Annotated in this window: 21 protein-coding genes and 1 tRNA gene; 9 read left to right on the top strand and 13 right to left on the bottom strand. The window is 64.0% G+C overall.

Features of this window, described 5'->3' with window-relative positions:
* Window positions 1-45 precede the first annotated feature (45 nt).
* Both CWS35_RS11860 and CWS35_RS11855 read left to right on the top strand, forming a co-directional pair.
* Entirely contained in the window at window positions 46-660 is a 615-nt protein-coding gene (locus CWS35_RS11860) for a TetR/AcrR family transcriptional regulator (protein ID WP_100951992.1), read from the top strand.
* A gap of 312 nt (window positions 661-972) precedes the next feature.
* Window positions 973-2,142, top strand: coding sequence for an OpgC domain-containing protein (locus CWS35_RS11855; protein ID WP_024584898.1), 1,170 nt, complete (start codon window positions 973-975; stop codon window positions 2,140-2,142).
* A gap of 89 nt (window positions 2,143-2,231) precedes the next feature.
* Here CWS35_RS11855 and CWS35_RS11850 read toward each other — a convergent pair whose 3' ends face one another.
* Together CWS35_RS11850 and CWS35_RS11845 are read right to left on the bottom strand one after the other, a co-directional pair.
* Window positions 2,232-3,896 (bottom strand): amidohydrolase, encoded by a 1,665-nt coding sequence (locus CWS35_RS11850; protein WP_100951991.1) that lies wholly within the window; start codon window positions 3,894-3,896, stop codon window positions 2,232-2,234.
* 12 nt (window positions 3,897-3,908) lie between these two features.
* Entirely contained in the window at window positions 3,909-4,304 is a 396-nt protein-coding gene (locus CWS35_RS11845; protein ID WP_157817128.1) for a hypothetical protein, read from the bottom strand.
* 124 nt (window positions 4,305-4,428) lie between these two features.
* On the opposite strand from CWS35_RS11845, the gene CWS35_RS11840 reads away from it, so the two are divergent.
* Window positions 4,429-4,848 carry a helix-turn-helix domain-containing protein gene (locus tag CWS35_RS11840; RefSeq protein ID WP_100951989.1) on the top strand — a complete coding sequence of 140 codons (420 nt, stop codon included), beginning with the start codon at window positions 4,429-4,431 and terminating at the stop codon, window positions 4,846-4,848.
* A 19-nt stretch (window positions 4,849-4,867) separates the two neighbouring features.
* On the opposite strand, the gene CWS35_RS11835 is transcribed toward CWS35_RS11840, so the two are convergent.
* From CWS35_RS11835 to CWS35_RS11800, 8 genes are all read right to left on the bottom strand, one after another.
* Window positions 4,868-5,053: a hypothetical protein gene (locus tag CWS35_RS11835; protein ID WP_029880230.1), complete on the bottom strand. Its 186-nt coding sequence runs from the start codon at window positions 5,051-5,053 to the stop codon at window positions 4,868-4,870.
* Window positions 5,053-6,198 carry a PepSY domain-containing protein gene (locus CWS35_RS11830; RefSeq protein ID WP_100951988.1) on the bottom strand — a complete coding sequence of 382 codons (1,146 nt, stop codon included), beginning with the start codon at window positions 6,196-6,198 and terminating at the stop codon, window positions 5,053-5,055. Before CWS35_RS11830 ends, CWS35_RS11835 begins: the two co-directional genes overlap by 1 nt.
* A gap of 15 nt (window positions 6,199-6,213) precedes the next feature.
* Window positions 6,214-8,481, bottom strand: a complete 2,268-nt coding sequence (locus CWS35_RS11825) for a TonB-dependent siderophore receptor (protein WP_157817127.1) — start codon at window positions 8,479-8,481, stop codon at window positions 6,214-6,216.
* 408 nt (window positions 8,482-8,889) lie between these two features.
* Window positions 8,890-10,980, bottom strand: coding sequence for a hypothetical protein (locus CWS35_RS39835; RefSeq protein WP_210202789.1), 2,091 nt, complete (start codon window positions 10,978-10,980; stop codon window positions 8,890-8,892).
* Between the two features lie 203 nt (window positions 10,981-11,183).
* Window positions 11,184-12,332: a CaiB/BaiF CoA-transferase family protein gene (locus CWS35_RS11815; protein ID WP_024584890.1), complete on the bottom strand. Its 1,149-nt coding sequence runs from the start codon at window positions 12,330-12,332 to the stop codon at window positions 11,184-11,186.
* Between the two features lie 73 nt (window positions 12,333-12,405).
* Entirely contained in the window at window positions 12,406-13,212 is an 807-nt protein-coding gene (locus tag CWS35_RS11810) for an enoyl-CoA hydratase/isomerase family protein (protein WP_100951986.1), read from the bottom strand.
* 21 nt (window positions 13,213-13,233) lie between these two features.
* Complete coding sequence (locus CWS35_RS11805; protein WP_100951985.1) at window positions 13,234-13,650, bottom strand: Zn-ribbon domain-containing OB-fold protein; 417 nt, start codon at window positions 13,648-13,650, stop codon at window positions 13,234-13,236.
* Window positions 13,651-13,661: 11 nt separating this feature from the next.
* On the bottom strand, window positions 13,662-14,825 hold the full coding sequence (locus CWS35_RS11800; protein WP_100956262.1) for a thiolase family protein: 1,164 nt from the start codon (window positions 14,823-14,825) through the stop codon (window positions 13,662-13,664).
* 254 nt (window positions 14,826-15,079) lie between these two features.
* Between CWS35_RS11800 and CWS35_RS11795 the strand changes: the two genes are divergently transcribed.
* Entirely contained in the window at window positions 15,080-16,306 is a 1,227-nt protein-coding gene (locus CWS35_RS11795; protein ID WP_100951984.1) for an ABC transporter substrate-binding protein, read from the top strand.
* An 18-nt stretch (window positions 16,307-16,324) separates the two neighbouring features.
* On the opposite strand, the gene CWS35_RS11790 is transcribed toward CWS35_RS11795, so the two are convergent.
* Window positions 16,325-16,735, bottom strand: a complete 411-nt coding sequence (locus CWS35_RS11790; protein ID WP_157817126.1) for a LuxR C-terminal-related transcriptional regulator — start codon at window positions 16,733-16,735, stop codon at window positions 16,325-16,327.
* Window positions 16,732-17,079, bottom strand: coding sequence for a hypothetical protein (locus tag CWS35_RS38955; protein WP_157817125.1), 348 nt, complete (start codon window positions 17,077-17,079; stop codon window positions 16,732-16,734). The genes CWS35_RS11790 and CWS35_RS38955 overlap by 4 nt, the downstream gene beginning before the upstream one ends.
* Window positions 17,080-17,355: 276 nt before the next feature.
* Between CWS35_RS38955 and CWS35_RS11780 the strand changes: the two genes are divergently transcribed.
* The gene (locus CWS35_RS11780) at window positions 17,356-18,873 is read left to right on the top strand and encodes an ATP-binding protein (protein ID WP_024584884.1); all 1,518 of its coding nucleotides are present in this window, start codon (window positions 17,356-17,358) and stop codon (window positions 18,871-18,873) included.
* Between the two features lie 79 nt (window positions 18,874-18,952).
* Here the strand turns inward: CWS35_RS11780 and CWS35_RS11775 are convergent.
* A tRNA-Met gene (locus CWS35_RS11775) sits at window positions 18,953-19,029 on the bottom strand.
* Window positions 19,030-19,345: 316 nt separating this feature from the next.
* On the opposite strand from CWS35_RS11775, the gene CWS35_RS11770 reads away from it, so the two are divergent.
* The 4 genes from CWS35_RS11770 to CWS35_RS11755 all read left to right on the top strand — a co-directional run bounded on the left by CWS35_RS11770 (window position 19,346) and on the right by CWS35_RS11755 (window position 24,193).
* Window positions 19,346-20,779 carry an aldehyde dehydrogenase family protein gene (locus tag CWS35_RS11770; protein ID WP_100951981.1) on the top strand — a complete coding sequence of 478 codons (1,434 nt, stop codon included), beginning with the start codon at window positions 19,346-19,348 and terminating at the stop codon, window positions 20,777-20,779.
* 133 nt (window positions 20,780-20,912) lie between these two features.
* Window positions 20,913-22,520 carry a GMC family oxidoreductase gene (locus CWS35_RS11765; protein WP_024579130.1) on the top strand — a complete coding sequence of 536 codons (1,608 nt, stop codon included), beginning with the start codon at window positions 20,913-20,915 and terminating at the stop codon, window positions 22,518-22,520.
* Window positions 22,521-22,758: 238 nt separating this feature from the next.
* Window positions 22,759-23,274 carry a CvpA family protein gene (locus CWS35_RS11760; protein WP_100951980.1) on the top strand — a complete coding sequence of 172 codons (516 nt, stop codon included), beginning with the start codon at window positions 22,759-22,761 and terminating at the stop codon, window positions 23,272-23,274.
* A 136-nt stretch (window positions 23,275-23,410) separates the two neighbouring features.
* Window positions 23,411-24,193, top strand: a complete 783-nt coding sequence (locus CWS35_RS11755) for an SDR family oxidoreductase (protein WP_100951979.1) — start codon at window positions 23,411-23,413, stop codon at window positions 24,191-24,193.
* Window positions 24,194-24,211: the final 18 nt, after the last annotated feature.

Genomic DNA, 24,211 nt, shown 5'->3' with positions numbered 1-24,211 from the left:
ATCCCGCGGCCTTACTGTTTTTGTGGGGAACGCGAGGAGACGGACGTGGCTTCGGGGACGATACTCAAGCTCAAGCAGCAGCGCAGCCGCGATCGGCGTGAGCAGATTCTCTCGGCGGCCACCAAGCTGTTCGGCGAAAGAGGTATCGACGGCACCTCACTTACCGATATCGCCGCCGTGGCGAAAGTACCGCTCTCCAGCATCTACGACTATTTCGAGGACAAGCGCGCGCTGGTGCTCGAGGTGCCCGAAGGCAATTTCGAGGCGCTGTACCAGAAGACCGAGCCGCTGCTTGTGAAGGGCGGTGACCCGGTCGAGCAGCTTCGCATCATCTTCCTCACGAACTTTCAGTACATCAAGGACAACCCGAGCTGGGGCCGTGTCTTCTTCCTGGAAATATGGCCGAGCGTGCTTGCCGCCGAGCCGCGGGTGAAGAAGGCGGTCGACAAATATGCCCTGCTCTATGTGCAGTTGATCAGGCAGGCGATCCGCGCCGGCAGCTATCGCCGGAATCTCGACCCCTACACCGCGATGTCCCTGATGATGGGCGGGATGTGCCACCTGACCGCGGTCTGGCTGCTCTACGGCCGCAAATACGATCTGGTGAAGAAGGGCAAGGCGCTGTTCACCACGCTGCACAACGGCTTCGTTCAGCGCTAGCGCTATGCCGCGGCGTAGCCGCGACAAATGTAGGATGCGTAGAGCGCAGCGAAACCCATCATGCGTCGGGCACAAAGTGATGGGTTTCGCTTCACTCTCCCCATCCAAGGCATGCAAGCTGCCCTTCGGCACATTCGACATCCCGCCAGCGTGAGGGGCTGATCCAAGACCGGGACGATTTGATCCAATTCGTCGTGGTTTGAGCGGCGGTCACCGTGAAAACCGATACACAGCCGGCAAATTCATGTTCTAGTATCATGCAATGGAGACCCCGCGTCCGGAATCGCGGGCATTGGGATGGGGAGCGAACCGATGGACGTCAAAGCTGTCCTGCCACCGCGTGGCCGCGACTATCGCCTGGATCTGCTGCGTGGCTTCGCCAACTGGGCGATCTATCTCGACCATATCCCGAACAACGCGGTGAACTGGATCACGCAGAAGAACTTCGGCTTCAGCGACGCGGCCGATCTTTTCGTCTTCATCTCCGGCTATACCGCGTCCTTTGTCTATGCGCGGATGATGCTCGAGCGCGGCACCGTGATCGGCGCCACCCGTCTGATCAAGCGGGCCTGGCAGATCTATGTCGCGCACGTCCTGCTGTTCGTGATCTACATCGCCGAGATCGGCTATCTCGCCCAGCGCTACCACGACCCCAATTTGCAGAACGAGTTCAACGTCGCGGGCTTCATGCAAAACCCCGCCGAGACGCTCTATCAGGGCCTGATCCTGGCGTTCAAGCCGGTCAACATGGACGTGCTGCCGCTCTATATCGCGCTGATGCTGGTCTATCCGCTGGTGCTGTGGGCGATGTTGCGAAAGCTCAATCTGACGCTGCTGGCCTCGTTCCTGCTCTATCTCGCGGCACGGCATTTCGGCTGGAATCTGCCAGCCTATCCATCTGGCACGTGGTACTTCAATCCGTTCTGCTGGCAGTTCCTGTTCGTGTTCGGCGGCTGGTTCGCGCTCGGCGGCGCCAGCGAATCGATCTCGTTCATCCGTTCGCGCGCCTTCCTGTGGCTCGGCGGCGCCTATCTGCTGTTCGCCCTGGTCATGACGCTGGCGGGCCGCTTCCCCGAGCTTGGACAGGCGATGCCGGCCTGGCTCTACGATGCCTTCAATCCGAACGACAAGACCAACCTCGCGCCCTATCGCGTGCTGCACTTCGTGGTGCTCGCCTTCTTCGTGACCCGCTTCCTGCCGCGCGAATGGCCGGGCTACGAATGGCCGATCTTCGAGCCGATCATCAAATCCGGCCAGCAGTCGCTCGAAGTATTCTGCGCGGGCGTCTTCCTCGCGGTGGTCGCACATGTCGTGCTGGTCGAGGTCTCCGAGAGCCTCTGGATGCAGATCGTGGTCAGCGTGGTCGGCATCGTGCTGATGACCGTGCTGGCCTATTACCGCTCCTGGTCGAAGAAGGTCGACAAGGCACCCAAGCCGCCGGCGGCCGCGACGACAGCGGCGGCCGCGAAGCCGGCGGAATAGGCCTGTTCGCACGTGAACGAACGCGGCCCGTCCGGCCGCGCTCTCGATCCGGCGCAAGCGCTATTCGCAAGTCCGCCACGCGCAAGTTTTCATCCGGCTTCGTGAACCTGACGGCCCTCGAACCATGTCGAAAGTACTTTGGTCTGCGATAGACGTTCCGGCGCTGTCGCAAACAGGTCGCGATCGACCAGGATGAAATCTGCCGACTTGCCGGCTTCGATCGATCCGGTGAGATCGGACAAGCCCATCGCCCGCGCCGCGTTGATGGTGTAGATGCGCAGCACCGTCTCGAGATCGAGGGCCTGCTCCGGCCAAAGCGCGCCGTCATATCCGCCCCGCGGATTGCGCCGCGTGATCATCCCTTCAATCCCGAGCCAGGGGTCGGGATTGGCGACGACCGGCCAGTCCGAGCCGGCCGCCATCAACGCGCCGGCATCGCGGAAATCGCGCAGCGGCCAATAGCAGTCGGCGCGATCCTCCGGCATCGCCGCGCGGATGGCTTGCTGGATCGGGCCGGGATACCAGATGATCGGCGACAGGTCGGCTGCCACATCGAGCGCGCGGAAGCGCGGGATATCGGCGGGAGCAACGAAGCCTGCGTGAGCGATCTGGTGCGTAGCGCCGGCGCCGTTTCCGGGTCCGTTGAAGCTGCGCACCACGTCGATGGCATCGAGCGTATCGCGAACCGCGGCATCGCCGGTGCAATGCACCTTGACCCGCATTCGATGCTTCTCGGCCTTTGCGATCCACCGCACCAGGTCAGGGATCGAGATCAAGGGGTCGCCGCAGAAGCAGCAGCCTTGCAGGCGCGTGGCGCGGTATGGCGTGAGCATGGCGGCGGTCCGCGTCGTCGGCACCCCATCCATGAACAGCTTGATGAAATCGGGACGGACGTGGCGGGTGCGATAGGTCTCGCGGCGCATGATCAGCGCGTCGCCGACGAGATCGGCGCCCGACAGCGTCCGTTGCCCGGGCAGCGAGGCGACGCACCAGCCGTTGAGCTCGTTCGCACGATCGAGCGCGGCCAGCGCCTCCAGGAACGGAAGCGTCGTGGTCGCATCCTGAAAGGCGGTGACGCCGAAGCCGTTGAGAATCTCAACCGCGCGGCGGCACGAAGCCTTGTTGCGCTCCGCAATATCCGGGATGCTGCGCTCGACCGCCTGCTCGGCCAGCCCCGAGGCCCGCTCCAGCAACAGCCCGGTCGCCGCCCCGGTCTCCGCGTCACGCAGGATTTGACCGTCCTGGGGATCGCGGGTGCCATCGTCGATCCCGATCAGTTCCAACGCACGCGAGTTGACCCACCGGTTGTGCTGGCTGTCGTCGCGCAGCATCACCGGATGCGCGCCGGAAACGGCATCGAGCGCCGCCAGCGAACTTGCACGGCCGATCATTTCGACCAGTTGACTGCCCCAGATGCCGCCGAAGACCCACTCGCCCGGCTTCGTCGTCGCGCATCGCGCGCGCACGGTTTCGAGCACCGCATCGAACGACATCGTCGGCAGCAGTTTCAATTCATAGAGGTCGGCTTGCCCGCCACGGAGATGGTGGTTGTGCACGTCGACGATGCCCGGCAACAGCATGCCGCCGCCGAGGTCCACCATCTTGGTTCCGGGACCGGCCAGGCTTTTGACGTCGAGATCGCTGCCGACGGCGACGATCGTGCCGCCGGCCACCGCCATCGCCTCGGCGCGGCCCGCAGCGGCATCCGCCGTGAACACTTTGCCATTATGGAAGATCAATTCCGGCTGCACCATCGTGCTTCGCCCTCAGTGCGCCGACAGGGTTCGCGGCTGCCGCGCGAAAATGGTGAGGCACAGGGCGTAGGCCGCGATTGCGGCGGTCTGTAGCCAGTAAGGCAGCGTAGACCTGCCGGAGAGAACAGTCTGCAGCGCGTCGGAAACATTGACGGCGCAAAGTCCCAGAACGGTGACCCAGATCGCGACCAATGCGAAGAGAACCTCACCTGAACGTGCCGCGGAGGCAAACAAGCAGATATAGGCCACGACCGCGAACGAGATGATCTTGTCCTGATAGGCATAGTAGGGTGTATCGTAGTAGACGAACAGGATCGGGACCTTGATTCCGAAGAAATGCGCCACCGCCATGCAGCAGAAATAGGCCACGCCCGCCCACAACAGCAGATTGAGAATCCGACCGCTCATCGAGACACCCATGACGCCTTGCGATCTGTAGCCGATGGCAGGCTGGTTACGCCGTTCCGATCGCGTCATGGTCCCACATCAATCGTGGACCAGCCAGACACATTAATTTCTGACCGAGGACACCATGGCCTACCAGCGCAAGCGCCCTGCCCCGGATCCCTGCCCGGTCGAGACGGTGCTCAAGATCGTCTCGGGCAAGTGGAAGGTCCGGGTGCTTCATCTGCTTTCGCTGGACGAACTCAGCTTCGGCGAATTGCGCAACTCGATCGCGGGCGTTCGCCAGCAAGTCTTGTCCAGCCTGCTGCGGGACCTGATCGCCGACGGCGCGGTCCAGCAGCGCAAGATTTCATCCGAACGATCGATCTACGCGCTGACGGAGCGGGGCTTCGAGCTTGTTGCGCTGCTGACCCCGCTGGCCGAGTGGGGAAACAATCTGCTCACCGAACAGGGCGTGACGTGGCGACCACCCGAGCCGCGGCGAAGCGCCCAGCACGACGGCAGCGGCGAGACCTACCGGCCCTCCGGACAGAACGTGCAGCGATAGTTGCGTTCGGCCGGTTTGCTTACCGATTCCCGCGCCGGCTGACATAGAACACGATCACGACGAGCGGCAGCGCGAGCGCGAGCCAGGACGCCTGATCCCAGATGCCGTCGCCGAGCAGCGCCGAGATCAGCCCGAAGGCGATCACGGCGCAGAGCAGCACCGGCGCCAGGAATATCTGCGTGATCGAACGTTTTGCGGCCGGCATCAGGATCGCTCCGCGCCGGCGACCAGCGGCCGGCCCGCTGCGACAGGCGCACGTGCCGGCACCTTGCGCAACTTCGCCGCCCAGAGATAGAGGCCGCTGCCGAGCACGATGATCGTCGCGAGGTCGAGCAACGCCCAGATGATCTTCAGCGGCATGCCGCCATAGTCCCCGAAATGCAGCGGACGCGACACGAACAATGCCTGGACATAGAGCGGCATGTCCCTGGTTTCGCCAAACGTGCCGTCATCGGCGTTGATCAGCACCGGCTTGAGCAGCCGCGAGGTCAGCGGCTGGTTGCCGCGGAGATAAACACCGTAATGATGGCCGCCGGCAAATGGCGAACCGGGCATCGCAACGGACTGCACCTTCATGCCCGGCGCATGCGCGAGCGCGGTATCGATCGCGCCTTGCGCCGACGCCAGTTTCGGCGGCACCGGCGCGTTGCGCCATGGCCCCAGCATGGCAACGAGCTCGGTCCGTTGCCAATGCTGCGCGATCTGCGTCGACAACGTGTTGATGACGCCGGTCACGCCGACGACGACCGTCCAGGCCAGGATGACGATCCCGAGCAGATTATGCAGATCGAGCCAATACAGACGGCGGCGCGGCCTGATGGTGCCGAACTCCAGCCGCCGCATGAATGGGCCATAGACGACGACGCCGGAGACGATCGCGACTAGGAAGCAAAGGCCCATGGCGCCCAGAAACAGCATGCCCGGCTGTTCCAGAAACAGATCCGTATGCAGGTCGAGCAGGAATTTGGTAACGGCGCCGCGGGCAGCAGCACCGACGTGGAGCACCCGTCCGGTACGCGAATCGACGCTGACGATCACCTCGGTTTTCGGCGCCGTAACGGTCGATGCCATGTAGACGTGCCAGATCGGATTCTCGTCATCCGCGCCGACGATCGTCACCACCTGGGTTGGCTGCGCTGCACGCGCGATCTCGAGAATCCGGTCGAAGCTGAGCAATGGCGCATTGTCCGGCGCCTGATCAGGCTCGATGGTGGCGCCCAACGCCGCGTCGATCTCATCGTGGAAGATCAGCGGCAGCCCGGTGATGCACAGCATCAAGAGGAACAGCGTGCAAACCAGGCTCGTCCATTTGTGGATACTCGTCCAGAGGCGGATCGATCGCGGGGTCATGCGGAGCGGCCTCCATCAATTCCAGGTGTAGCGAACACTGCCGATCACCGTCCGCCCGGACCCGAGGAAGCAGGAGTTCAGCGTCGTGCAGGAGGCCACATAGTACTTGTCGAACAGATTGGTGGCGTTCACCGCAAGCGTGACGCCGCGCAGCCTGCGATCGAGATTGGACAGATCATAGTGCACGGCGGCGTCGAACAGCGTGTAGCTCGGAATCGAAAACGAATTGGCGAGATCGGGATAGGAATCGCCGATATAACGCACGCCGGCGCCGAAGCCGAAACCGGCGAGCTGCCCCTGCTGGAAGGTATAATCGGCCCATAGCGCCGCCTGGTTCATCGGCTGGATCGGAAGGTGCTTGTTGAGCTGGGAGGGCGTGTTCGTCTTGGTCGTGAGCGTGTCGGTGTAGGCGTAGGAGGCGACCAGCTTCAGGCCCTCCGCCAGGCTGGCCTGGGCCTGGAATTCCGCGCCGCGCGACCGCGCTTCGCCGGTCTGTTCGCTGAATCCCAGAATGGGCGACGGCGTCACGACGTTCTGCTGCGTCATGTCGAACAACGCCGCGGTCAGCAGCAGGTTGGTGCCGGCCGGCTGGTACTTGACGCCGATCTCGGCCTGCTTGGCGGTGGTCGGCCGCAGCGGAGCCGTCGCGGTCACCCCGAGCGTCGGCTGGAACGAGGTCGCATACGCGATGTAGGGGGCAATGCCGGAATCGAAGATGTAGCTCAGGCCGGCGCGTCCGGTGAACGCCTGGTCGTTCTGGTTGGTCTGCTTGTTGGTCAGGAAATTGGTCGAGTCGGTCGTGACCCAGTCGCTGCGACCGCTCAGGGTCAGCCGCCACCGGTCAAGTGCGATCTGGTCCTGCACATAGAGGCCGGTCTGGTCCTGCGTCTGGCTGGAATTGTTGGTCTTGATCGTCGGGAACGTGATCGCCGCGCCGTAGACGGTGTTGTAGAGGTTGATCGGTGGTGCGGCGCCGACACGCATGTCGATCGAGCTGTCGATGTGCCGATAGTCGACGCCAAACAGCATGGTGTGCGCGAACGGGCCGGTCGCGAACCGCGCCTCGGCCTGATTGTCCAGGGTGACGGAACTGGCACTCTCCGGGAACGAGAACGCACCGCGATTGAGCGTCTGCAAATCCGGCTGCAACGCCGTCTGCACCAGCGCACCAGCGCCTGCGACCGCGTAGGTGTTGGTCTGAAGGTCGAAATAGCGAACGTTCTGCCGCACCGTCCAGACTTCGTTGAACGAGTGCTCGAACTGGTAGCCGACCCAGGCCTGGGTGCGGTCGAAATGATCGAAGCCGGGCTCGCCGAGGAACTTGGTGAGCGGGATGCGTCCGTTGGGGTTGGCGTAGAGCGTGCCAACCGCCGGCATGAATTGCAACGCCAGCCCGGTGATGTCGCGCTGGTAGCCGCCCAGGAACGTGATGGTGGTATCGAGGTCAGGCTTGTAGGTGATGGACGGCGCGATTGCGCCGCGGAAGTCATTGACGAAATCGACCTGTGTTCCGCCGCCATGGACCGTGCCGGCGATGCGCCAGAACAGATCGCCCTTCTGGTTCACCGCACCGACGCCGCCGACGTCGAAATTGGCCTGCACCTTGCCCCAATTGTCCGCAAGCAGCTCGAACGAGTTCAGCGGCGTGGCCGTCGGCAGTTTGCTCACCATGTTGACGAAGCCACCGGGAGGGGCCTGGCCATAGAGCGAGGAGGATGGTCCGCGCAGCACTTCAATCCGCTCCAGCAGTGCGAGATCGAGCTTCGGCTGGCCGAATGTGGCCGCGCCGTAGGGCAGCCGCATGCCGTCGAGGAAGAGCTGCGCCTGGAAGCCGCGGATCCAGAGCGATTCGAAGCGCGTGTCGTTCGGGCTGTTGGTGACGATCCCCGGAGTGTAGCCGATCGCCTGCACCACCGAGCGCGCACCCTGGTCGCGGATCTGGTCGGCGCCGATCACCGACATCGACTGCGGCACTTCGAGGATCGACGTGTTGGTCTTGGTTCCCGCCAGCGTGCGATGCGCGACGTAGCCCTGGATCGGACCATTGCCTTCGCGGAACGAGCCGCGGCTCGCCACCGTCTCGGCATGCGGTGGAGCACTCGGTACGTTGCGGTTGGCAGCGTGCCTCGGCCGGTCGCTGCGTGCCGCGCGCGAACCGCGCGACGCCGTCGTGCGCGGTTGCGTCCGTTGTTTCGGTGCCTCCACGGTTACCGGCGGCAACACCGCTGCGCCCTGCCCGCTTCCCGCGGTCTGCGCGGCTCCCGCCGTTGCATACCCCGCCAACGCCACCCCTACACAAACAACGATCGGAGCTTTCGCTCCAGCACCCAGCATTCCCACTTGTCACGCCCCATGCGACTGATGAGGCAGCCGTAACGCCACGGCTCTGTCGAGAAAAGAACTAGCAGCCGCGGCTTTCTGGAATCGCTCTTAGAGCGCTTCTATTTTCATCGACGTACGTCCCAGCGTGACATAAATCCGTGGAACATTCGACTTTCGGAGTAGGCGTCCGTGACGCGAACCGCGCGACGAGGAACCGTTCCCGCTTGAGCCGGGACAAATTCCCAAGCGTGACATCGTGCAATGCATGGGGCGGTTCCAACCGGATTCATCACGACGTGGGGTGAACGCCGGACCGCCGACGTCCCGTAGGACATCGGGCGGCTGCAATGCTTGAGACGGGACCTCAGTTCAGAACTTTACGGTGATGCCCGAGTACACCGTCTGCTCCGTGCAACTCCTGTTGCTGGTACCATCGGCAAAGAAGCAAATGCTGTTGGCCGGATTGCTGCCGTCGAAGCCGAACTTGTTCCTCCAGTAGCGATACGCGACCCAGGCGTCGACGAAATGCGCGTATTTCGCGCCCCACAGCGCTTTGCTCGCGTCGAACGTCAGGCGGACCGGCTCCGAATTGATCTCCGTTTTGGTGCTCATCGCGGATGGCAGCGTATAGCCGCCATAGGCCCCATTGCCCTTCGGACCGTAGAAGCCAGCGCGGCCGCTGACCGAGAAGAAGCGCAGGCTCTCCGGCAGGAAACCGAGATCCATGCCGTAATTGACTTCGACCGCCCAGGTCGGATTGAAGTGCAGATTGCCGTCGGGCGTCCCGGTCAGACCGGCCGGCAGCAGCCCTGCGTAGGGAGGATTTCCAAGCAGTGCGAAGCCGGCATAATTGGGATAGGCAAAGGTGTTGTGGTTCCACTCCTGATAATAGAGCGGCGCTATGTTCAGATAGCCTCGGTAAGGCAGGTCGAACGCAAACTGCAGACCGGCGACGACGGCTTTCTTTTCGGGCGACATGAAGTTGTTTGCGATTCTAAGGTCCGCACCTGCTTCGAATGAGATGTTCTTCAAAGGCCCGACCGTGAAGGCGCGCGTACCGAAAGCCTCATTCCAGCCAAGCGTGCTGCGCAGCGACGCGTTGAATTCGTAGGTTCCTGCGCATGGTCCAGATGCCCCGAAGACCGGCGTGCCATATGCCGCCGAGCACGGGGACGACGGATCGCGGTGATCCGATCGCATGACGTCGGCATAGAAGCTGTTGGTGCCGTAGCTCCAGGCATCGTTATGCGCGTAGGCAAAAACCTGCTTTGCGGTATTGGCGGTCTGTCCGGGCGACGTTGCGTCCGGCAGATAGGCATAGGTGAGCCGGTTGTCGACATCCTTGAAGAACGGCAGGCCGAACGCGGATAGCGCCGGCGTGCCCGGCACCTCGGCGCCGAGCTTGACCGTGATGCCTGAATACACGCCGCTGTCGGAACAACTGCCATTGTAGACGCCGCCGGGCGCGCAGGTCGGGTCGTAAGCCACCGCATAGCCGGCAGTGTTTCGGTTGTAACGCCATGCCGTCCAGATATCGACCAGGTGGCTGTATTGCGGCCCCCAGAACAGTTTGCCCGCATCGAGCGTCACGCGGATCGGCTCGGTGACATACTCCACGGTCCGCGATTTCAGCGGATCGCCCACATAGGGCCCGTAATATCCATTACCCTTCGGGCCACGGATCGACGCCCGACCGCTGATCGAGAAATACTGCAAGCTTTCCGGCAGGAAGCCGAGATCCATGTAGTAGTTGGTCTCGATCCCCCATGTTGGATTGAAGCGCTGCACACCGTCGGGCAGGCCGGTGAAGGGCGGCTTGACTCCGATTGCGCCGTCCGTGCCGGACGGCAGGGCATTGTTGGTGTAGCCCCAGTCTTGCGAGTAGACCGGCGCGATGTTGAAGTAGCCTTTGTATGGCAGCGCGAAGCCGAATTGCAGTCCGGCGATCACCCCCGAGCCGGAGGTGGCGGTCAGCAGGTTGAACGGCGCCATGCTGGCGCCCGCCAGGAACGAGATATTCGTCAGGGGTCCGACCGAGAACGCCTTGGTGTCGAACAACTCGTTCCAGCCAAGGGTGCTACGGACGGAAAACAGACCAACCGCACCACCCGCGCAGGGACCGGCCGGACCCGCCAGGTTGCCGACGCATGGCGGCGTCGGGACCGCATGGTCGTACTTGCTGTAGAGGATCGAAACGGTGTTGGTGCCATATGCCCACGCATCGAAATGCGTGAAGGCAAGCGTATTGGTACTGGCGTTCCTAGTGTAGCCCGGCACCGCCGCCGACCCGTAATATGAGTATGTGACACGGTTGTCGTTGATCAGAAAGAACGGCTTCTCGGCAGCCGGCTTCGCCTTGAGTACCGGCTTGTCTTTCGCAAGATCCGCAGCAGATGCTCCGGTTATTCCAGCCAGAGTCACCACCCACAGAACCGGAATTCCCCTGTTGAAGACTGTCATGTTTCCCCCTTGCGCTGCTTTTTATCGGCGTCAGTGCGCGACGCTGGCCTCGAGCGCGCAGCTCAAGATCAGCGACCACCTTCGCGACGTGAACGACTTTGATTTCCAGCGTCGATTTGAACTTCGACGCAGCTATCGCCGACCCGAGCTCTCAACCATGTGCATGCTGCCCCCGTGGCGTTGTTCGATCTCGAGTCGACCGATCAACCTTCCGACGCCAGAAGGCCGAGCTCGTCGAGAATTTCGCGCGTGTGCTGGCCGAGCGACGGCGCATGCGAGCGAATCTCCGAGGGCGTCGCGCTGAAGCGGGCGGCGGGCCTCGCTTGCCGGATCGGCCCCCAATCGGGATGATCGCAATGCTGCACGATGTCGTTGACCGCGATCTGCGGGTCGCGCAACAAGTCCTCGATTCCAAGGACCGGCGCGCAGGGCACATCGTTCCAATCCAGCACGTTCAGCCAGTGCTCGCTATCGCGGTGTCGCAAGACCTCCTGGATTTCCGCGATAAGCAGCTTGTCGTTCGTCAGACGCGACGAACTGGTGGAAAACCTCTCGTCGTGAAGCCATTCCGGCTTCTCCAGCGCCGCACACAGCCCACGCCACTCGATCTGCGAAACGACGGCCGCGGTGATGTAGCCATCCGTGGTCTCGAAAATCCGGTCCACGCGTCCCGGCGGACGTTTGGGATCGTCCTGCGATGAACGCGTCAGCGAGCCCAGTGCCGACACCCACAGGAACGACACCATGGCATCGAGCATCGCAAGCCTGACCGTCTGCCCCTCACCAGAACGGGCGCGGGCGAACAATGCCGCCGTGATCGCCTGGGCCGCGGTCATGGCCGCGACCTGATCGGCGAGGATGATCTGGACGAATTTTGGTTTCCCGGTTTCCCGGTCGGCTTGCAGGGCAGCGACACCTGACGCCGCCTGGATGATGGGATCGTAGACGCGCTTGTGGATGTAGGGACCGTTCTCGCCGAACCCGTTGATCGAGACGTAGACGATGTCAGGCTTGATCGCGCGCACCTCCGCCTCGCCGAAGCCCATCCTGGCGGCGGTGCCCGGGCGGAAGTTCTCGACCAGGACATCGGCGGTTCTGACCAGTTCGCGAAGCGCCTGCCGGCCCGGCTCGTGCTTGAGGTCCAGCATCACCGATCGCTTGTTGCGATTTGCGCTGAGAAAGGATGACGAGACGGAACCGGGTCCGACGCCGAAATGACGCAAAGTGTCGCCCTCGGGCGACTCCACCTTGATGACGTCGGCGCCCTGATCGGCAAGCATCTGCGTGGCAACGGGACCGGAGATCATGGTCGTCAGATCAAGGATCCGAACACCTGCTAGCGCGCCGCTCATTTCATTCCCTCTTTCCGATTCCACGCAGGCGACCACTGATCCTCAACGGCAACCCGATATGCACAGCCCGTTGCTATCGGCCGCGAAACCGCGCCGGCCGCTTTTCGGCGAAGGCACGCGGTCCCTCGCGGGCATCCTCCGACCGCGTAACTTCGCGTCCTGCCGCCGTCTCGATGGCGAACCCCTCCGACAACGGCAGTCCGCTGCTTTGCAGGGCGACCCGCTTGATCGCCTGGACCGACAGCGGTGCGCTGCTCACGAGCGCCTCGACCATCTTCTCGGTCTCGGACAACAGCGCATGCGGCTCGACCACCCGGTTGATCATTCCCGCCGCCAGCGCCTCGGCCGCGGTGAAGATCCGTCCCGTCATCATCAACTCCATCGCAAGGCAGTAGGGAATTTGCCGTGGCAGACGCACCATCGATCCTGCACCCGGCACGATTCCGCGCTGCGCCTCCGGCAATGCGAAGCGCGCCGACGTCGTCGCGATCCGGATATCGCATGCCAGCACCAGTTCGCAGCCTCCCGCGTAGGCGACGCCGTTGACGGCGGCGATGATCGGCTTCGCGACGATCCTGTCCTTCATGAAGCCGCCACGGCCGGCCTTGCGCATCTCGACAACCCGGCGATCCCATTCGTCTTCGGGCTCGCGCGCGCCGGTGTAGAGCGGGATCAGGCGCTTGAGGTCGGCGCCGGAGCAAAACGCACGGTCGCCGGTCCCGGTGACGACCGCAACGCGCAGCTCGTCGTCGGTCTCGAGCATCTGCCAGGCGTCCTGCAACTTGCAGGATGCCTCGGGGCTCATGCAATTGAACACCTCGGGCCGGTTCAGCGTCAGCCAAAGCGCCGGGCCTCTTCTCTCAACAATCAAATCGCTCATGTCGTTCTCTCCCGGGCAACCTTACCGCTGCGACGCTGGTCGAAACTTGATCAGGCTGACTGCGTCCGAGACCGGCTCGAAGACCGCCTTCACTTTCAGCCCCACCGAAATCTCGTCGGGCGCACAGTCGATGACGTTGCTGGTCAAGCGCACGCCGTGGCCGAGCTCGACGATCGCAATGATGTACGGCGTGTCACCCTTGAATTCCGGCATCGTTGCCCAGTGGCAGACCGTGTAGGAGTAGACCTCTCCTTCAAGGCCGCAGCTCACCCACTCCAGATCGTCATTCCAGCACGCGGTGCACAGCGGTCGTGGCGGGTGCTCGATATGGCCGCAGGCACGGCAGCGCTGCGCACGGATTTCCGAGCCGCGCGCGCCTTCCCAGAACGGCAGGGACAGCCGCGACGGCTGCGGCAGGGGTTTGGAGGAGGCGCCCATGACTGTCTGTCTCACTGGTTTGCAAGCACGAGGGTGACCTGGTCGCCCATCACGCCGCCATTGCCATGGGCAACACCCAGGCTCGCATTCTTCACCTGGCGCGCCGCGCCGCGTCCCATCAGCTGGCGCACGGCTTCGACGACGTGGATCATTCCGCCGGCCGTCCCCGGCTGACCGAACGAAAGCTGGCCGCCATTGGTGTTGAGAGGAAGATCGCCGGCGAAGGTCAGGTCGCGCTCGGCGACGAACGGACCGCTCTGCCCCTTGGGGCAGAACCCCATGTCCTCCAGGCTGACCAGAACCGTGATGGTGTAGCAGTCGTAGACCTGAACGAAATCCATCTGCTTCGGCGCGACGCCGGCCATGGCAAAAGCGGTTTCCGCTGACGCCTTGACCCAGGACTCCGTGATGTTCTTCCGTGCCGAAATCGCCAGATGGGTGCCCGCCTCGCCGGCACCAATCAGATGGATCGGACGGTTCTTCGACGCGCGCGCGACGTCGCGGCTGCTGACGAGAACCGCGGCGCCGCCCGAACAGCGCGAGACGATCTCGAGCAAATGCAGGGGATCGAACACCAGCGGCGACGCCAGCACCTTGTCGATCGTCAGCGGCTCCTTGTTGAACAAGGCGATCGGATTACGCAGCGCGTTGGTTCGCTGGTCGACCGCGACCTTGGCCATCTGTTCCGGCCGCGTGCCGTATTCGTGCATGTGCCGCCGCGCGATCAGGGCATAGCCCGCGTTCGGCTGCGATATGCCGAACGGCGCATCGAACTCGGCGCGATGCGCCGGGCTCAAATGACCGAGCTGGAGCGAGCCTCCCCCGGCGGTCACGCCACCGATGACGCACAGCACGTTGCGGCACAGTCCGGCATGGATCGCCGCGGCCGCGCGCCAGATCATGCCGGCCGCAGATGCGCCGCCAAGCTCGACGGTGTCGAAATATTTCAGTGACATGCCGAGGTTCTCGCCAACCACCGTCGGCCAGAACATGCTGAAGGAATCGATCGGGGTCGTCGTCAGCAGCCCGTCGATGTCGCGCTTCTCGAACCCGGCATCCTGCGCCGTCTCTCGCGCCAGCCGCGCGATGATCTCGAGCGAGACAAGACCATCCGGGGTCTTGGTCGGCGGGAACTCCGCATAACCGGTGATGGCCGCCGCACCCTTCAGACTCACGATCAATGCCTCGCGCTCGCTATTTCGATCCCGGCCGGGCCGGCTTCATGTCGCGGCGAGGATTGCGGAAATGAGCCGGGAAAAATACCTCCCGGATTCGCGAGGGTCGCCGCGCAGCCTCGGGCAGGCGGCTTACCTCTCGTTTTCGCAAGGTGGCATCCCGCATCACCCGGCGCTTCAATCACCTGGCGTTCAATCGTCCTCACTCCGTCGATTTGTGCCGACGGAGACCAATCAAGCTGTGGGAGCATCCCATGCCGATGGGCAGAATCATCCTGAGCGTTGCGTGCATCGTCGCGAGCACCCTGGCTGCTGCCGCCACCGACAAGAAGTATGACGGTGGCGCGACCGACACCGAGATCAGGATCGGGAACCTGGCGCCCTACAGCGGCCCCTTCTCCGCCTACAGCGCCCTTGCCAAGGCGCAGGAAGCCTACTTTCACAAGATCAACGACGAAGGCGGCATTCATGGACGCCGCATCAAGTTCATCTCCTATGACGATGCCAGCAGTCCACCCAAGACGGTCGAGCAGGTGCGCAAGCTGGTGGAGAGCGACGACGTGCTGGCGGTGCTCGGCCCGCTCGGAACCCTGAGCAACACGGCGATGCAGAAATATCTCAACGCCAGGAAAGTCCCGCAGATCTTCGTCGGATCCGGCGCCGCGAAATGGGCCGATCCGCAGAACTTCCCGTGGACCATGGGCATGTTGCCGAGCTACCGCGGCGAGGGACACATCTACGCGGCCTATCTGCTCAAACAGCGGCCCGAGGCGAAGGTCGGCATCCTCTACGAGAACAACGACTATGGCAGAGACTATTTGAAGGGCTTCAAGGACGGCCTCGGCAATGCCGCCAAGGATATGATCGTGGCCGAGGTCCCCTATGAGACGAGCCAGCCGACGATCGACTCGCAGATCGCCACGCTAAAGGCCAGCGGCGCGGACACGCTGTTCAGCGTCACCAGCGCGCGGTTCGCATCACAGACCATCCGGAAGCTGGCGGAGCTGAACTGGAAACCACGGATATTGCTCAACGGCATCTCGACGTCGATCAGCGCGGTGCTCGAGCCGGCGGGCCTCGAGAATGCGAAGGACATCGTTTCAGCGGCTTCCCTGAAGGATCCGACCGACCCGCAATGGACGGACGATCCCGAAACCAGGGACTACCTGACCTTCCTCGAGAAATACGATCCCGGTGCCAACAAGGCCGATGCGATCGTCACGGCGGGCTATGTCGCGGCTCAACTGATGGTTCAGGTGCTGAGACAGTGCGGCGACGACCTGCGACGGGAGAACGTCATGAAGCAGGCCGCCAATCTCAGGGATTTCCGGGCGGCAATGCTGTTGCCGGGCATCATGGTCAATACCAGCAGCAGCGACTACCGCCCGATCGAGGAAATGCAGTTGGTGAAGTTCGACGGAACCCGCTGGGTGCCATTCGGCCCGATCCTCAACAGCGAGTCGGGCCTTCCGCAGCCTTAGCCTGGACCGCTGCGACGCTCAGGCGATCGGACCGATCAGGCCGAGCTGCGCGGCCTTGGCCACTGCCTGCACGCGGGTCTGGGCCTGCAACTTCTTCATCACGTTGTCGATATGAAATCGCGCCGTGCCGGGGCCAAAGCGCAACTCCTTGGCGATCTGCTTGTCGGTCAGCCCGCGTCCTGCCAGGGTGACGCAATCGATCTCGCGCTTGGTGAGATGATTGATGGCTTGTGTCAGGTCGGCATTGGCGGCCGCATCGAGGCACGAGTTCATCAGATAGATGCCGGCGACCACCAACGCCGAACGATGGGTCTCGAGGCAGTGCTCGAGATCGATTCCCTTGCGGTCGAGGAAATGGAGACATCCGACCCGGCCGCGCGGCGCGTGGATCGGAACGCAGAGACCGCCCAGGATGCCGTAGGTCTTCACAAACTCGATATTCTTGCTGGAGACGTCGATCGTCGCGGGCCCTGACCGTCGTGTCGCCACGTGAAAGGCAAGTATTGCGTTCGGCAGGCCAGATAGACCGGGGATTTCATCCGGTACTGCCGCTTGTCCCATACCCGGCGAAACTCGATGAACTTTTCCGACAACGGCCACCGCGACCGTCCGGCGATATGGAGTTCACTCGATTCGGACGCGAGATCATCCCGAAACAGGACAAGCGGAAGGCCGATGGCTTGGCCAACGGCCTTGACACGATCGAGCGCCGACGCGAAGTCGCAAAGCGTTGCCATCTCCGTGCAAAGCTCCAGGACCTGCTCCTTGCGCATCACGACCTCCCCTGTCGAGGTCCGCTGGACCCACACGGCTGATCTTGTTGTTGATTATCGATCGGCCGCGGATATCAGGACCATCACGATTCGGGATCGTCAATAGACAACCGCAGCCCCCCGCGGTCGGAGAACGCCGCAAGGCGGCAGCGCTCTCCGCCTCAGCGACCTGTCCACTGCTTGCGCAGGCTTGGGGATAGCGTGGCAGCTGGGTGCTCGACTGGGCGCGGTCAGCTTGTTAAGTCGCGTCTTCGCAAGGATGATTTGAGTCGAAGCATGACGGTCGCGATCGAGATGGGACAAACGACGGCCGGCGCTTCGGCGGCCATCGACCTCGAGGAACTCTTGGCCACGCGCCTGCTGGTGCAGGGCAATTCGGGTTCCGGCAAGTCCCATCTGCTGCGACGCCTGCTGGAACAGAGCGCGCCCTGGGTGCAGCAGACCATCATCGATCCGGAAGGCGACTTCGTCACTCTCGCCGAGCGCTTCGGTCACCTCGTGATCGACGCCGAGGATCACACGGAGCGCAGCCTGCAGGTCGCCGGCGAGCGGGTGCGGATCCATCGCGTCTCCACGGTGCTCAATCTCGAAGGGCTCGACGCCGAGAACCAGATGCGGCGTGCCGCGGCCTTCCTCGGCGGGTTGTTCGACGTCGCCCGCGACCATTGGTATCCGATGCTGGTGGTGGTGGACGAGGCGCAATTGTTCGCGCCGGCGATCGCGGGCGAAGTGTCCGACGAGGCGCGCAAGCTGTCGCTCGGCGCGATGACCAATCTGATGTGCCGCGGCCGCAAGCGCGGCCTTGCCGGGATCATCGCGACCCAGCGGCTGGCGAAGCTCGCCAAGAATGTCGCGGCCGAGGCGTCGAACTTCCTGATGGGCCGCACCTTCCTGGACATCGACATGGCGCGCGCCGCCGACCTGCTCGGCATGGAGCGGCGCCAGGCCGAAGCGTTCCGCGACCTGGAGCGCGGACAATTCATGGCGCTCGGACCCGCGCTGTCGCGCCGTCCGCTCGGCCTGCGCATCGGTCCGACCGATACCCAGCCGCGCAACGCGGCACCACGACTGATGCCGCTGCCCGAAGCGACGCTGGAAGACGCGCGCGCGATCATCCTCGCGGCGCCGCCGCCTGAGACCAGCGCCCGGCCGCAGCGCCGGGCACCGTCCCCGGATTTGCTCAGCCAATTGATGGCGGCGAAGTCGCCGGCACCGGAACCGGCTCAAGAGGCTGCGGAACAGCCGCTCAGTGCCGAGCAATTGGCCGAGCGGCGCGAACGGCTGGACCGGATCCTGCGCGCCATCCTCGCCGAGCCGGACGCCGGCTTCCGCGCCATCGGCGTGCTGTATCAGGAGTTCGTGGTCCGCTGCCGCATCGAGGGTCTCGGTGCTGTCGTGCCGGAGCTGACCGATTTCCGCCGCATGCTGACGCGGGCCCGCGCCGGGCTCGGTACAGAGATGGCCGAGGACGACGCGTGGCAGGACGTCTCGCTGCGCGCCTCCCTGCTGCCTGAGGACATGCAGGGCGTCTTCATGATGATCGCCCGCGCGGCGAAGGAAGGCTGGCCCTGCCCGAGCGACGCCGCGATCGCGCGCGCCTACGGCACCCATTCGTTGCGCCGCGCGCGGCATCTTCTGACCTACATCGAGGAGCAAGGCCTGATCGTCTGCCAGCTCGACGGCGCCGGACGGCGGATCGTGACGCTGGTCGAACTGGCCTGGGCAACCGCGGCCGCCGACCCGAACGTGGATGAAGCACCGGCGGAGGCCGCCTGCAACGACTCAACGCCGTGAGCCATGCAGGATCAAGACATGCACGAAAAAGGCCCGCCGTGAGGCGGGCCTTTTTGTCGGAACCGGTTGGTCCGAAGCTTGGTTGCGGGGATAGGATTTGAACCTATGACCTTCAGGTTATGAGCCTGACGAGCTACCGGGCTGCTCCACCCCGCGTTAAACCGTTGCGTGCCTTGCAGAAAGAGTGCCCGAACCTGCCGGCCAACGCGTCTAACGGCGCCGATCGATCCGTCCGGAGGGCTTCCTGAGAAGGCGACCCAGGCCGAAGCCGTCGGGTGCGGGGCGTATGTATCAACGTGTGCCCGGTTTGGAAAGCCCCGGACGTGGGTTTTTGAGGATTTTGTGACGTCGAAATATCAGGTTTTCCTGACAAATCGACCGCGGGGAACCAGGTCTTGCCAGACCGCGCGCAAAAGCAGAGCTTGGCGCCCAACAAAATCCGTCAAGGAAACGTCATCCGAGGGGAAACGCCATGGACCGGCCACTGAAAAGCCCGGGGCTGCATGCGCTCGAAGAGACCTTTCAGCGCCAGTTCGAGCTGTCGCGGAGCGAGCCGGCGCCGACATTGCAGGCACGGCTGGACCGGCTGCGGCGCCTGCGCGCCGCGCTGACCGAGAACGAAGCGCGATTCGAGGCGGCGATCTCGGCCGATTTCGGCCACCGCTCCACCGTCGAGACCGCGATCGCCGAGACCATGCTGGTGCTCGGCGAGATCAAGCACGCCGCCAGGCACCTCAAATCCTGGATGGCGCCGCAAAAGATCCCGACCACGGTGCAGTTCGCGCCGGCGAAGAACCGGCTGATCCCGCAGCCGCTCGGCGTGGTCGGCATCATCGCGCCCTGGAATTACCCGCTACAGTTGACGCTGGCGCCCGCAGTCGCGGCCATCGCGGCCGGCAACAGCGCCATCATCAAGCCGAGCGAGCTGGTGCCGCGGTTCTCCGAACTGCTGATGGAGGCGATCGCGAAGAAATTCGACAGCACCGAGCTCGTCGTCACCGACATCGACGACGACATCGCCAAAGCCTTCGCCGCGCTGCCATTCGATCATCTGATCTTCACCGGCTCGACCCGCGTCGGCCGGCTGGTCGCGGAAGCCTGTGGCCGCAATCTGACGCCGGTGACGCTCGAGCTCGGCGGCAAATCGCCCGTGATCGTCGACGGCTCCGCCGACATCGACGAAGCCGCGCAGCGCATCGCCTATGGCAAGCTGCTCAATGCCGGCCAGACCTGCATCGCGCCCGATTACGTGCTGGCGCCGCAAGCCTCGGTGCAGCCGCTTGCGATGCGGATGCAGGGCCACATGCGGCAGATGTTCGGCACCGATCCGAAAAATCCCGATTACACCTCGATCGTCTCTGACCGGCATTACGTCAGGCTCGAGGCCCTGCTGGCCGATGCCGCCGCAAAGGGCGCGACCATCATGCAGCCCTCGGCTCCCAACGATCCCGAGTGGAAGTCGAGGCGCAAATTCCCGCCGACCGTCATCATCGATGCGACGCCCGACATGACCGTGATGCAGGAGGAGATCTTCGGGCCGCTGCTGCCGATCATGGGCGCCCGTGACGCAACGGAGGCGATCGCCTTCATCAACAAGCGCGACCGCCCGCTGGCACTTTACTGGTTCGGTACCGACAATGCGGCCCGCGACGCGGTGCTGGCGCGCACGGTGTCAGGTGGCGTCACCGTCAATGACTGCCTGTTCCATTTCGCGCAGGCCTATCAGCCGATGGGCGGCGTCGGCGCATCCGGCACTGGCGCCTATCACGGCGAATGGGGCTTCAGGACGCTGACCAAGCTGAAGCCGGTGTTCTACCGCTCGCGCTTCAACCGGCTCGCCGATCTCTATCCGCCCTATGGCGCGAAGATCGCGCGGCTGGAGAAGCTGATGCGGATGTTGTCGTAACCGTCATTCCGGGGCGCGCGCAGCGCGAGTCCGGAATCCACTTATCCGCGTCACCGCGGCGCGATGGATTCCGGGCTCGATGCTTCGCATCGCCCCGGAATGACAAAGAAGAATAGCCAAGGGGGAAACAAGAATGACTGACACGTTCGATTTCGTGGTGGTGGGTGGAGGCTCCGGCGGCTGCGCGGTGGCGGGGCGGTTGTCGGAGGATCCGGCGACCTCGGTGGCGATGCTCGATGCCGGCGGCACAAACGACAATTGGGTGGTGACCACGCCCGGCGCCATCATCCTGATGCTCTCGAGCAAGCTCAACAACTGGGCGTTCGACACGGTGCCGCAGAAGGGCTTGAACGGCCGCATCGGCTATCAGCCGCGCGGCAAGGGGCTCGGCGGCTCCTCGGCGATCAATGCCATGGTCTATATCCGCGGCCATCGCGCCGACTACGACCATTGGGCCTCGCTCGGCAATCCCGGCTGGAGCTACGCCGACGTGCTGCCCTACTTCAAGCGCGCGGAGCACAACACCGAGCTCGACGGCGAGTATCACGGCAAGGGCGGGCCGCTCAACGTCACCGGCCTGCAGTCCGACAATCCGGTCAAGGAGATGTTCCTGCAAGGCGCGCGCGAGGCCCAGTTCCGGATCCGCGACGATTTCAACGGCGCCGAGCAGGAAGGGCTCGGCATCTACCAGGTGACGCAGCGGAATGGCGAGCGCTGGAGCGCGGCGCGCGGCTATATCCATCCTCACATGGGCCGCCGGCCCAATCTGCGTATCGAGACGCAGGCCCACGCGACCCGCATCATCTTCGAGGGCAAGCGTGCCGTCGCCGTCGAATACATCCAGGGCAAGGAGAAGAAGGTGCTGCGCGCGCGGCGCGAGGTTATCCTCGCGGCCGGCGCGTTCCAGTCGCCGCAATTGCTGATGCTGTCGGGCGTCGGCGACGCGGCGGCACTCGGCAAGCACGGCATCGCCAGCCTGCATCAGCTGCCGGGGGTCGGACAGAACCTGCAGGATCATCCGGATTTCGTGTTCGGCTTCGCCTCCGACGCGCCCTATTTCTCGGGACTGTCGTGGAGCGGCATCGGGCGGATCATCAAGGGCATCGGGCAGTACCGGCGCCAGCGGCGCGGCCCGATGACTTCGAACGTCGCCGAATGCGGCGGCTTCCTGAAGACCCGGCCCGACCTCGACATCCCCGACATCCAGCTGCATTTCTGCATGGCCATGGTGGAAGACCACGGCCGCAAGCCGCGCTGGGGCACCGGATTCTCCTGCCATGTCTGCCTGCTGCGGCCGGCAAGCCGCGGCAGCGTGTGGCTGAACAGCGCCGATCCCCTCGCAGCACCCGCGATCGATCCGAACTTCTTCGGCGAGGACAGCGACGTCGAGACCATGGTCGCAGGCTTCAAGATGACGAAGCGACTGCTCGACACGCCGGCGCTGCGCGCGTTGCAGCAGAAGGACATGTTCACCGCAGGTGTCAGCACCGACGACGACATCCGCAGCATTCTGCGGGCGCGCTCCGACACCGTCTACCACCCGGTCGGCACCTGCAAGATGGGCAGCAACGATCCGCTCGCGGTGGTCGATCCGACGCTGCGCGTGCATGGCCTGGAGGGCCTGCGCGTGGTCGACGCCTCGATCATGCCGACGCTGATCGGCGGCAACACCAATGCGCCGACCATCATGATCGGCGAGAAGGCCGCCGACATGATCAAGGCGGAGATGCGGGCGGGGTGACCTTCTCGTCATTCCGGGGCTCGCGAAGCGAGAGCCCGGAATCCATTCATCCACAGAAGCTGCGGCCCAATGGATTCCGGGCTCGCGCTGACGCGCGCCCTCAGGTGCGCAATTGCGCACCGGGGAATGACGGCTGTGGTATGGCGGACATAGACAATGAATCTCTACAATTGTCCTTGATGTAAGCCGGATTCATCAACCTGGAAACCCTAGGAGATTGGGCAGGAAATCCTTACCCATGAACCTCTTCGACCTCGCCGTGATCATCGGGCTGCTGTTTGCGGTCGTGACCGGTTTCATGACCGGCCTGTTGCGCAGCGCGGTCACCATTTTGGCCTATCTGATCGCGATGCCGCTCGCGGTCGCGGCGCTCGCGATGATCGGGCCCCACATCGCGACGCTGCCGGCCTCGCCGTTTCCGCCCAACGGGGTGCTGCTGTTCGGCCTGTTCCTCGCGATCGGTGTCATCCTTGGAAAGATGGCGCGGACGATGCTCGACGACACGATGGGCGCGGAGATCGGGATCGGCGACCGCCTCGGCGGCGCGCTACTCGGCGCGGTCAGGGTGGGCCTAGTCGTGACCACGCTGGTGCTGGTGTTCGATCAGCTGGTGCCGCTCGCTCGGCAGCCGCAATTCCTCAACGGATCGCAATTGCGGCCGCTGTTCTCGGCGGCCGGACAAGCCGGTTTCCGTTCGCTACCGCCCGAGGCCACCATGGCGATCGAGCGGCTGCGGCGCGAGCAGCGCATCTAGCTCGCCGCCTTCGCCCGGCTGTTCCTGCCCGGCATGCACTTATGCATTGCACATCCCTTATCGGCGGGGTCGAGCTTGGCTAGAATGCATCCATCAAACCTTTACAAACCTATCCGACCTCACAGGGAGCGAACTCGTGGATCTTGGAATCAAAGGCCGCCGCGCCATCGTCTGCGCATCGAGCAAGGGACTGGGCCGCGCCTGCGCGATCGCGCTCGCCAATGAGGGGGTGCATGTCACGCTGACGGCGCGCGGCGCCGAGGCGCTGAAGCAGACCGCCGATGAGATTCGCAAGGCGCATCCCGGCGTCACGGTCACCGAGATCGTCGGTGACATCACGACCCCGGCAGGACGCGAGGCCGTGCTGAAAGCCTGCCCCGAGCCGGACATCCTGATCAACAATGCCGGCGGCCCGCCGCCCGGCGATTTCCGCAACTGGACCCGCGACGACTGGATCAAGGCGATCGACGCCAACATGCTGACGCCGATCGAGCTGATCAAGGCGACCGTCGACGGCATGATGGCGCGCAGGTTCGGCCGCATCGTCAACATCACCTCGGCGGCGGTGAAGGCGCCGATCGAGATTCTGGGCCTGTCCAACGGTGCCCGCGCCGGCCTCACCGGCTTTGTCGCCGGCGTGTCGCGCAAGACCGTGATCAACAATGTCACCATCAACGGCCTGCTGCCGGGCCCGTTCGACACCGACCGCCTGCGCGGCACCGCCAAGCCCGAAGCCGAGAAGCGCGGCATCTCGGCCGACCAGGTCCTGACCGAGCGCGCCAAGCTGAATCCCGCCGGCCGCTTCGGCCGTCCGGACGAGTTCGGCTATGCCTGCGCCTTCCTGTGCGGCGACAAGGCCGGCTTCATCACCGGACAGAACATCCTGCTCGATGGCGGCGCCTTCCCGGGCACGCTCTAGTGCCGCCGACTTGAAGCT

Source organism: Bradyrhizobium sp. SK17 (genome assembly GCF_002831585.1).
Lineage (GTDB): Bacteria > Pseudomonadota > Alphaproteobacteria > Rhizobiales > Xanthobacteraceae > Bradyrhizobium.
Note: the sequence above shows the minus strand (reverse complement) of the source record. Positions and strands in the feature narration are given on the sequence as shown.

Bases quoted from the DNA above. Each gene is read 5' to 3' on its own strand.
- CWS35_RS11855 (WP_024584898.1), top strand. From the start codon at position 973: ATGGACGTCAAAGCTGTCCTGCCACCGCGTGGCCGCGACTATCGCCTG.
- CWS35_RS11850 (WP_100951991.1), bottom strand. From the start codon at position 3,896: ATGGTGCAGCCGGAATTGATCTTCCATAATGGCAAAGTGTTCACGGCG.
- CWS35_RS11845 (WP_157817128.1), bottom strand. From the start codon at position 4,304: ATGAGCGGTCGGATTCTCAATCTGCTGTTGTGGGCGGGCGTGGCCTAT.
- CWS35_RS11840 (WP_100951989.1), top strand. From the start codon at position 4,429: ATGGCCTACCAGCGCAAGCGCCCTGCCCCGGATCCCTGCCCGGTCGAG.
- CWS35_RS11835 (WP_029880230.1), bottom strand. From the start codon at position 5,053: ATGCCGGCCGCAAAACGTTCGATCACGCAGATATTCCTGGCGCCGGTG.
- CWS35_RS11830 (WP_100951988.1), bottom strand. From the start codon at position 6,198: ATGACCCCGCGATCGATCCGCCTCTGGACGAGTATCCACAAATGGACG.
- CWS35_RS39835 (WP_210202789.1), bottom strand. From the start codon at position 10,980: ATGACAGTCTTCAACAGGGGAATTCCGGTTCTGTGGGTGGTGACTCTG.
- CWS35_RS11815 (WP_024584890.1), bottom strand. From the start codon at position 12,332: ATGAGCGGCGCGCTAGCAGGTGTTCGGATCCTTGATCTGACGACCATG.
- CWS35_RS11810 (WP_100951986.1), bottom strand. From the start codon at position 13,212: ATGAGCGATTTGATTGTTGAGAGAAGAGGCCCGGCGCTTTGGCTGACG.
- CWS35_RS11805 (WP_100951985.1), bottom strand. From the start codon at position 13,650: ATGGGCGCCTCCTCCAAACCCCTGCCGCAGCCGTCGCGGCTGTCCCTG.
- CWS35_RS11795 (WP_100951984.1), top strand. From the start codon at position 15,080: ATGCCGATGGGCAGAATCATCCTGAGCGTTGCGTGCATCGTCGCGAGC.
- CWS35_RS38955 (WP_157817125.1), bottom strand. From the start codon at position 17,079: ATGCGCAAGGAGCAGGTCCTGGAGCTTTGCACGGAGATGGCAACGCTT.
- CWS35_RS11780 (WP_024584884.1), top strand. From the start codon at position 17,356: ATGACGGTCGCGATCGAGATGGGACAAACGACGGCCGGCGCTTCGGCG.
- CWS35_RS11770 (WP_100951981.1), top strand. From the start codon at position 19,346: ATGGACCGGCCACTGAAAAGCCCGGGGCTGCATGCGCTCGAAGAGACC.
- CWS35_RS11765 (WP_024579130.1), top strand. From the start codon at position 20,913: ATGACTGACACGTTCGATTTCGTGGTGGTGGGTGGAGGCTCCGGCGGC.
- CWS35_RS11760 (WP_100951980.1), top strand. From the start codon at position 22,759: ATGAACCTCTTCGACCTCGCCGTGATCATCGGGCTGCTGTTTGCGGTC.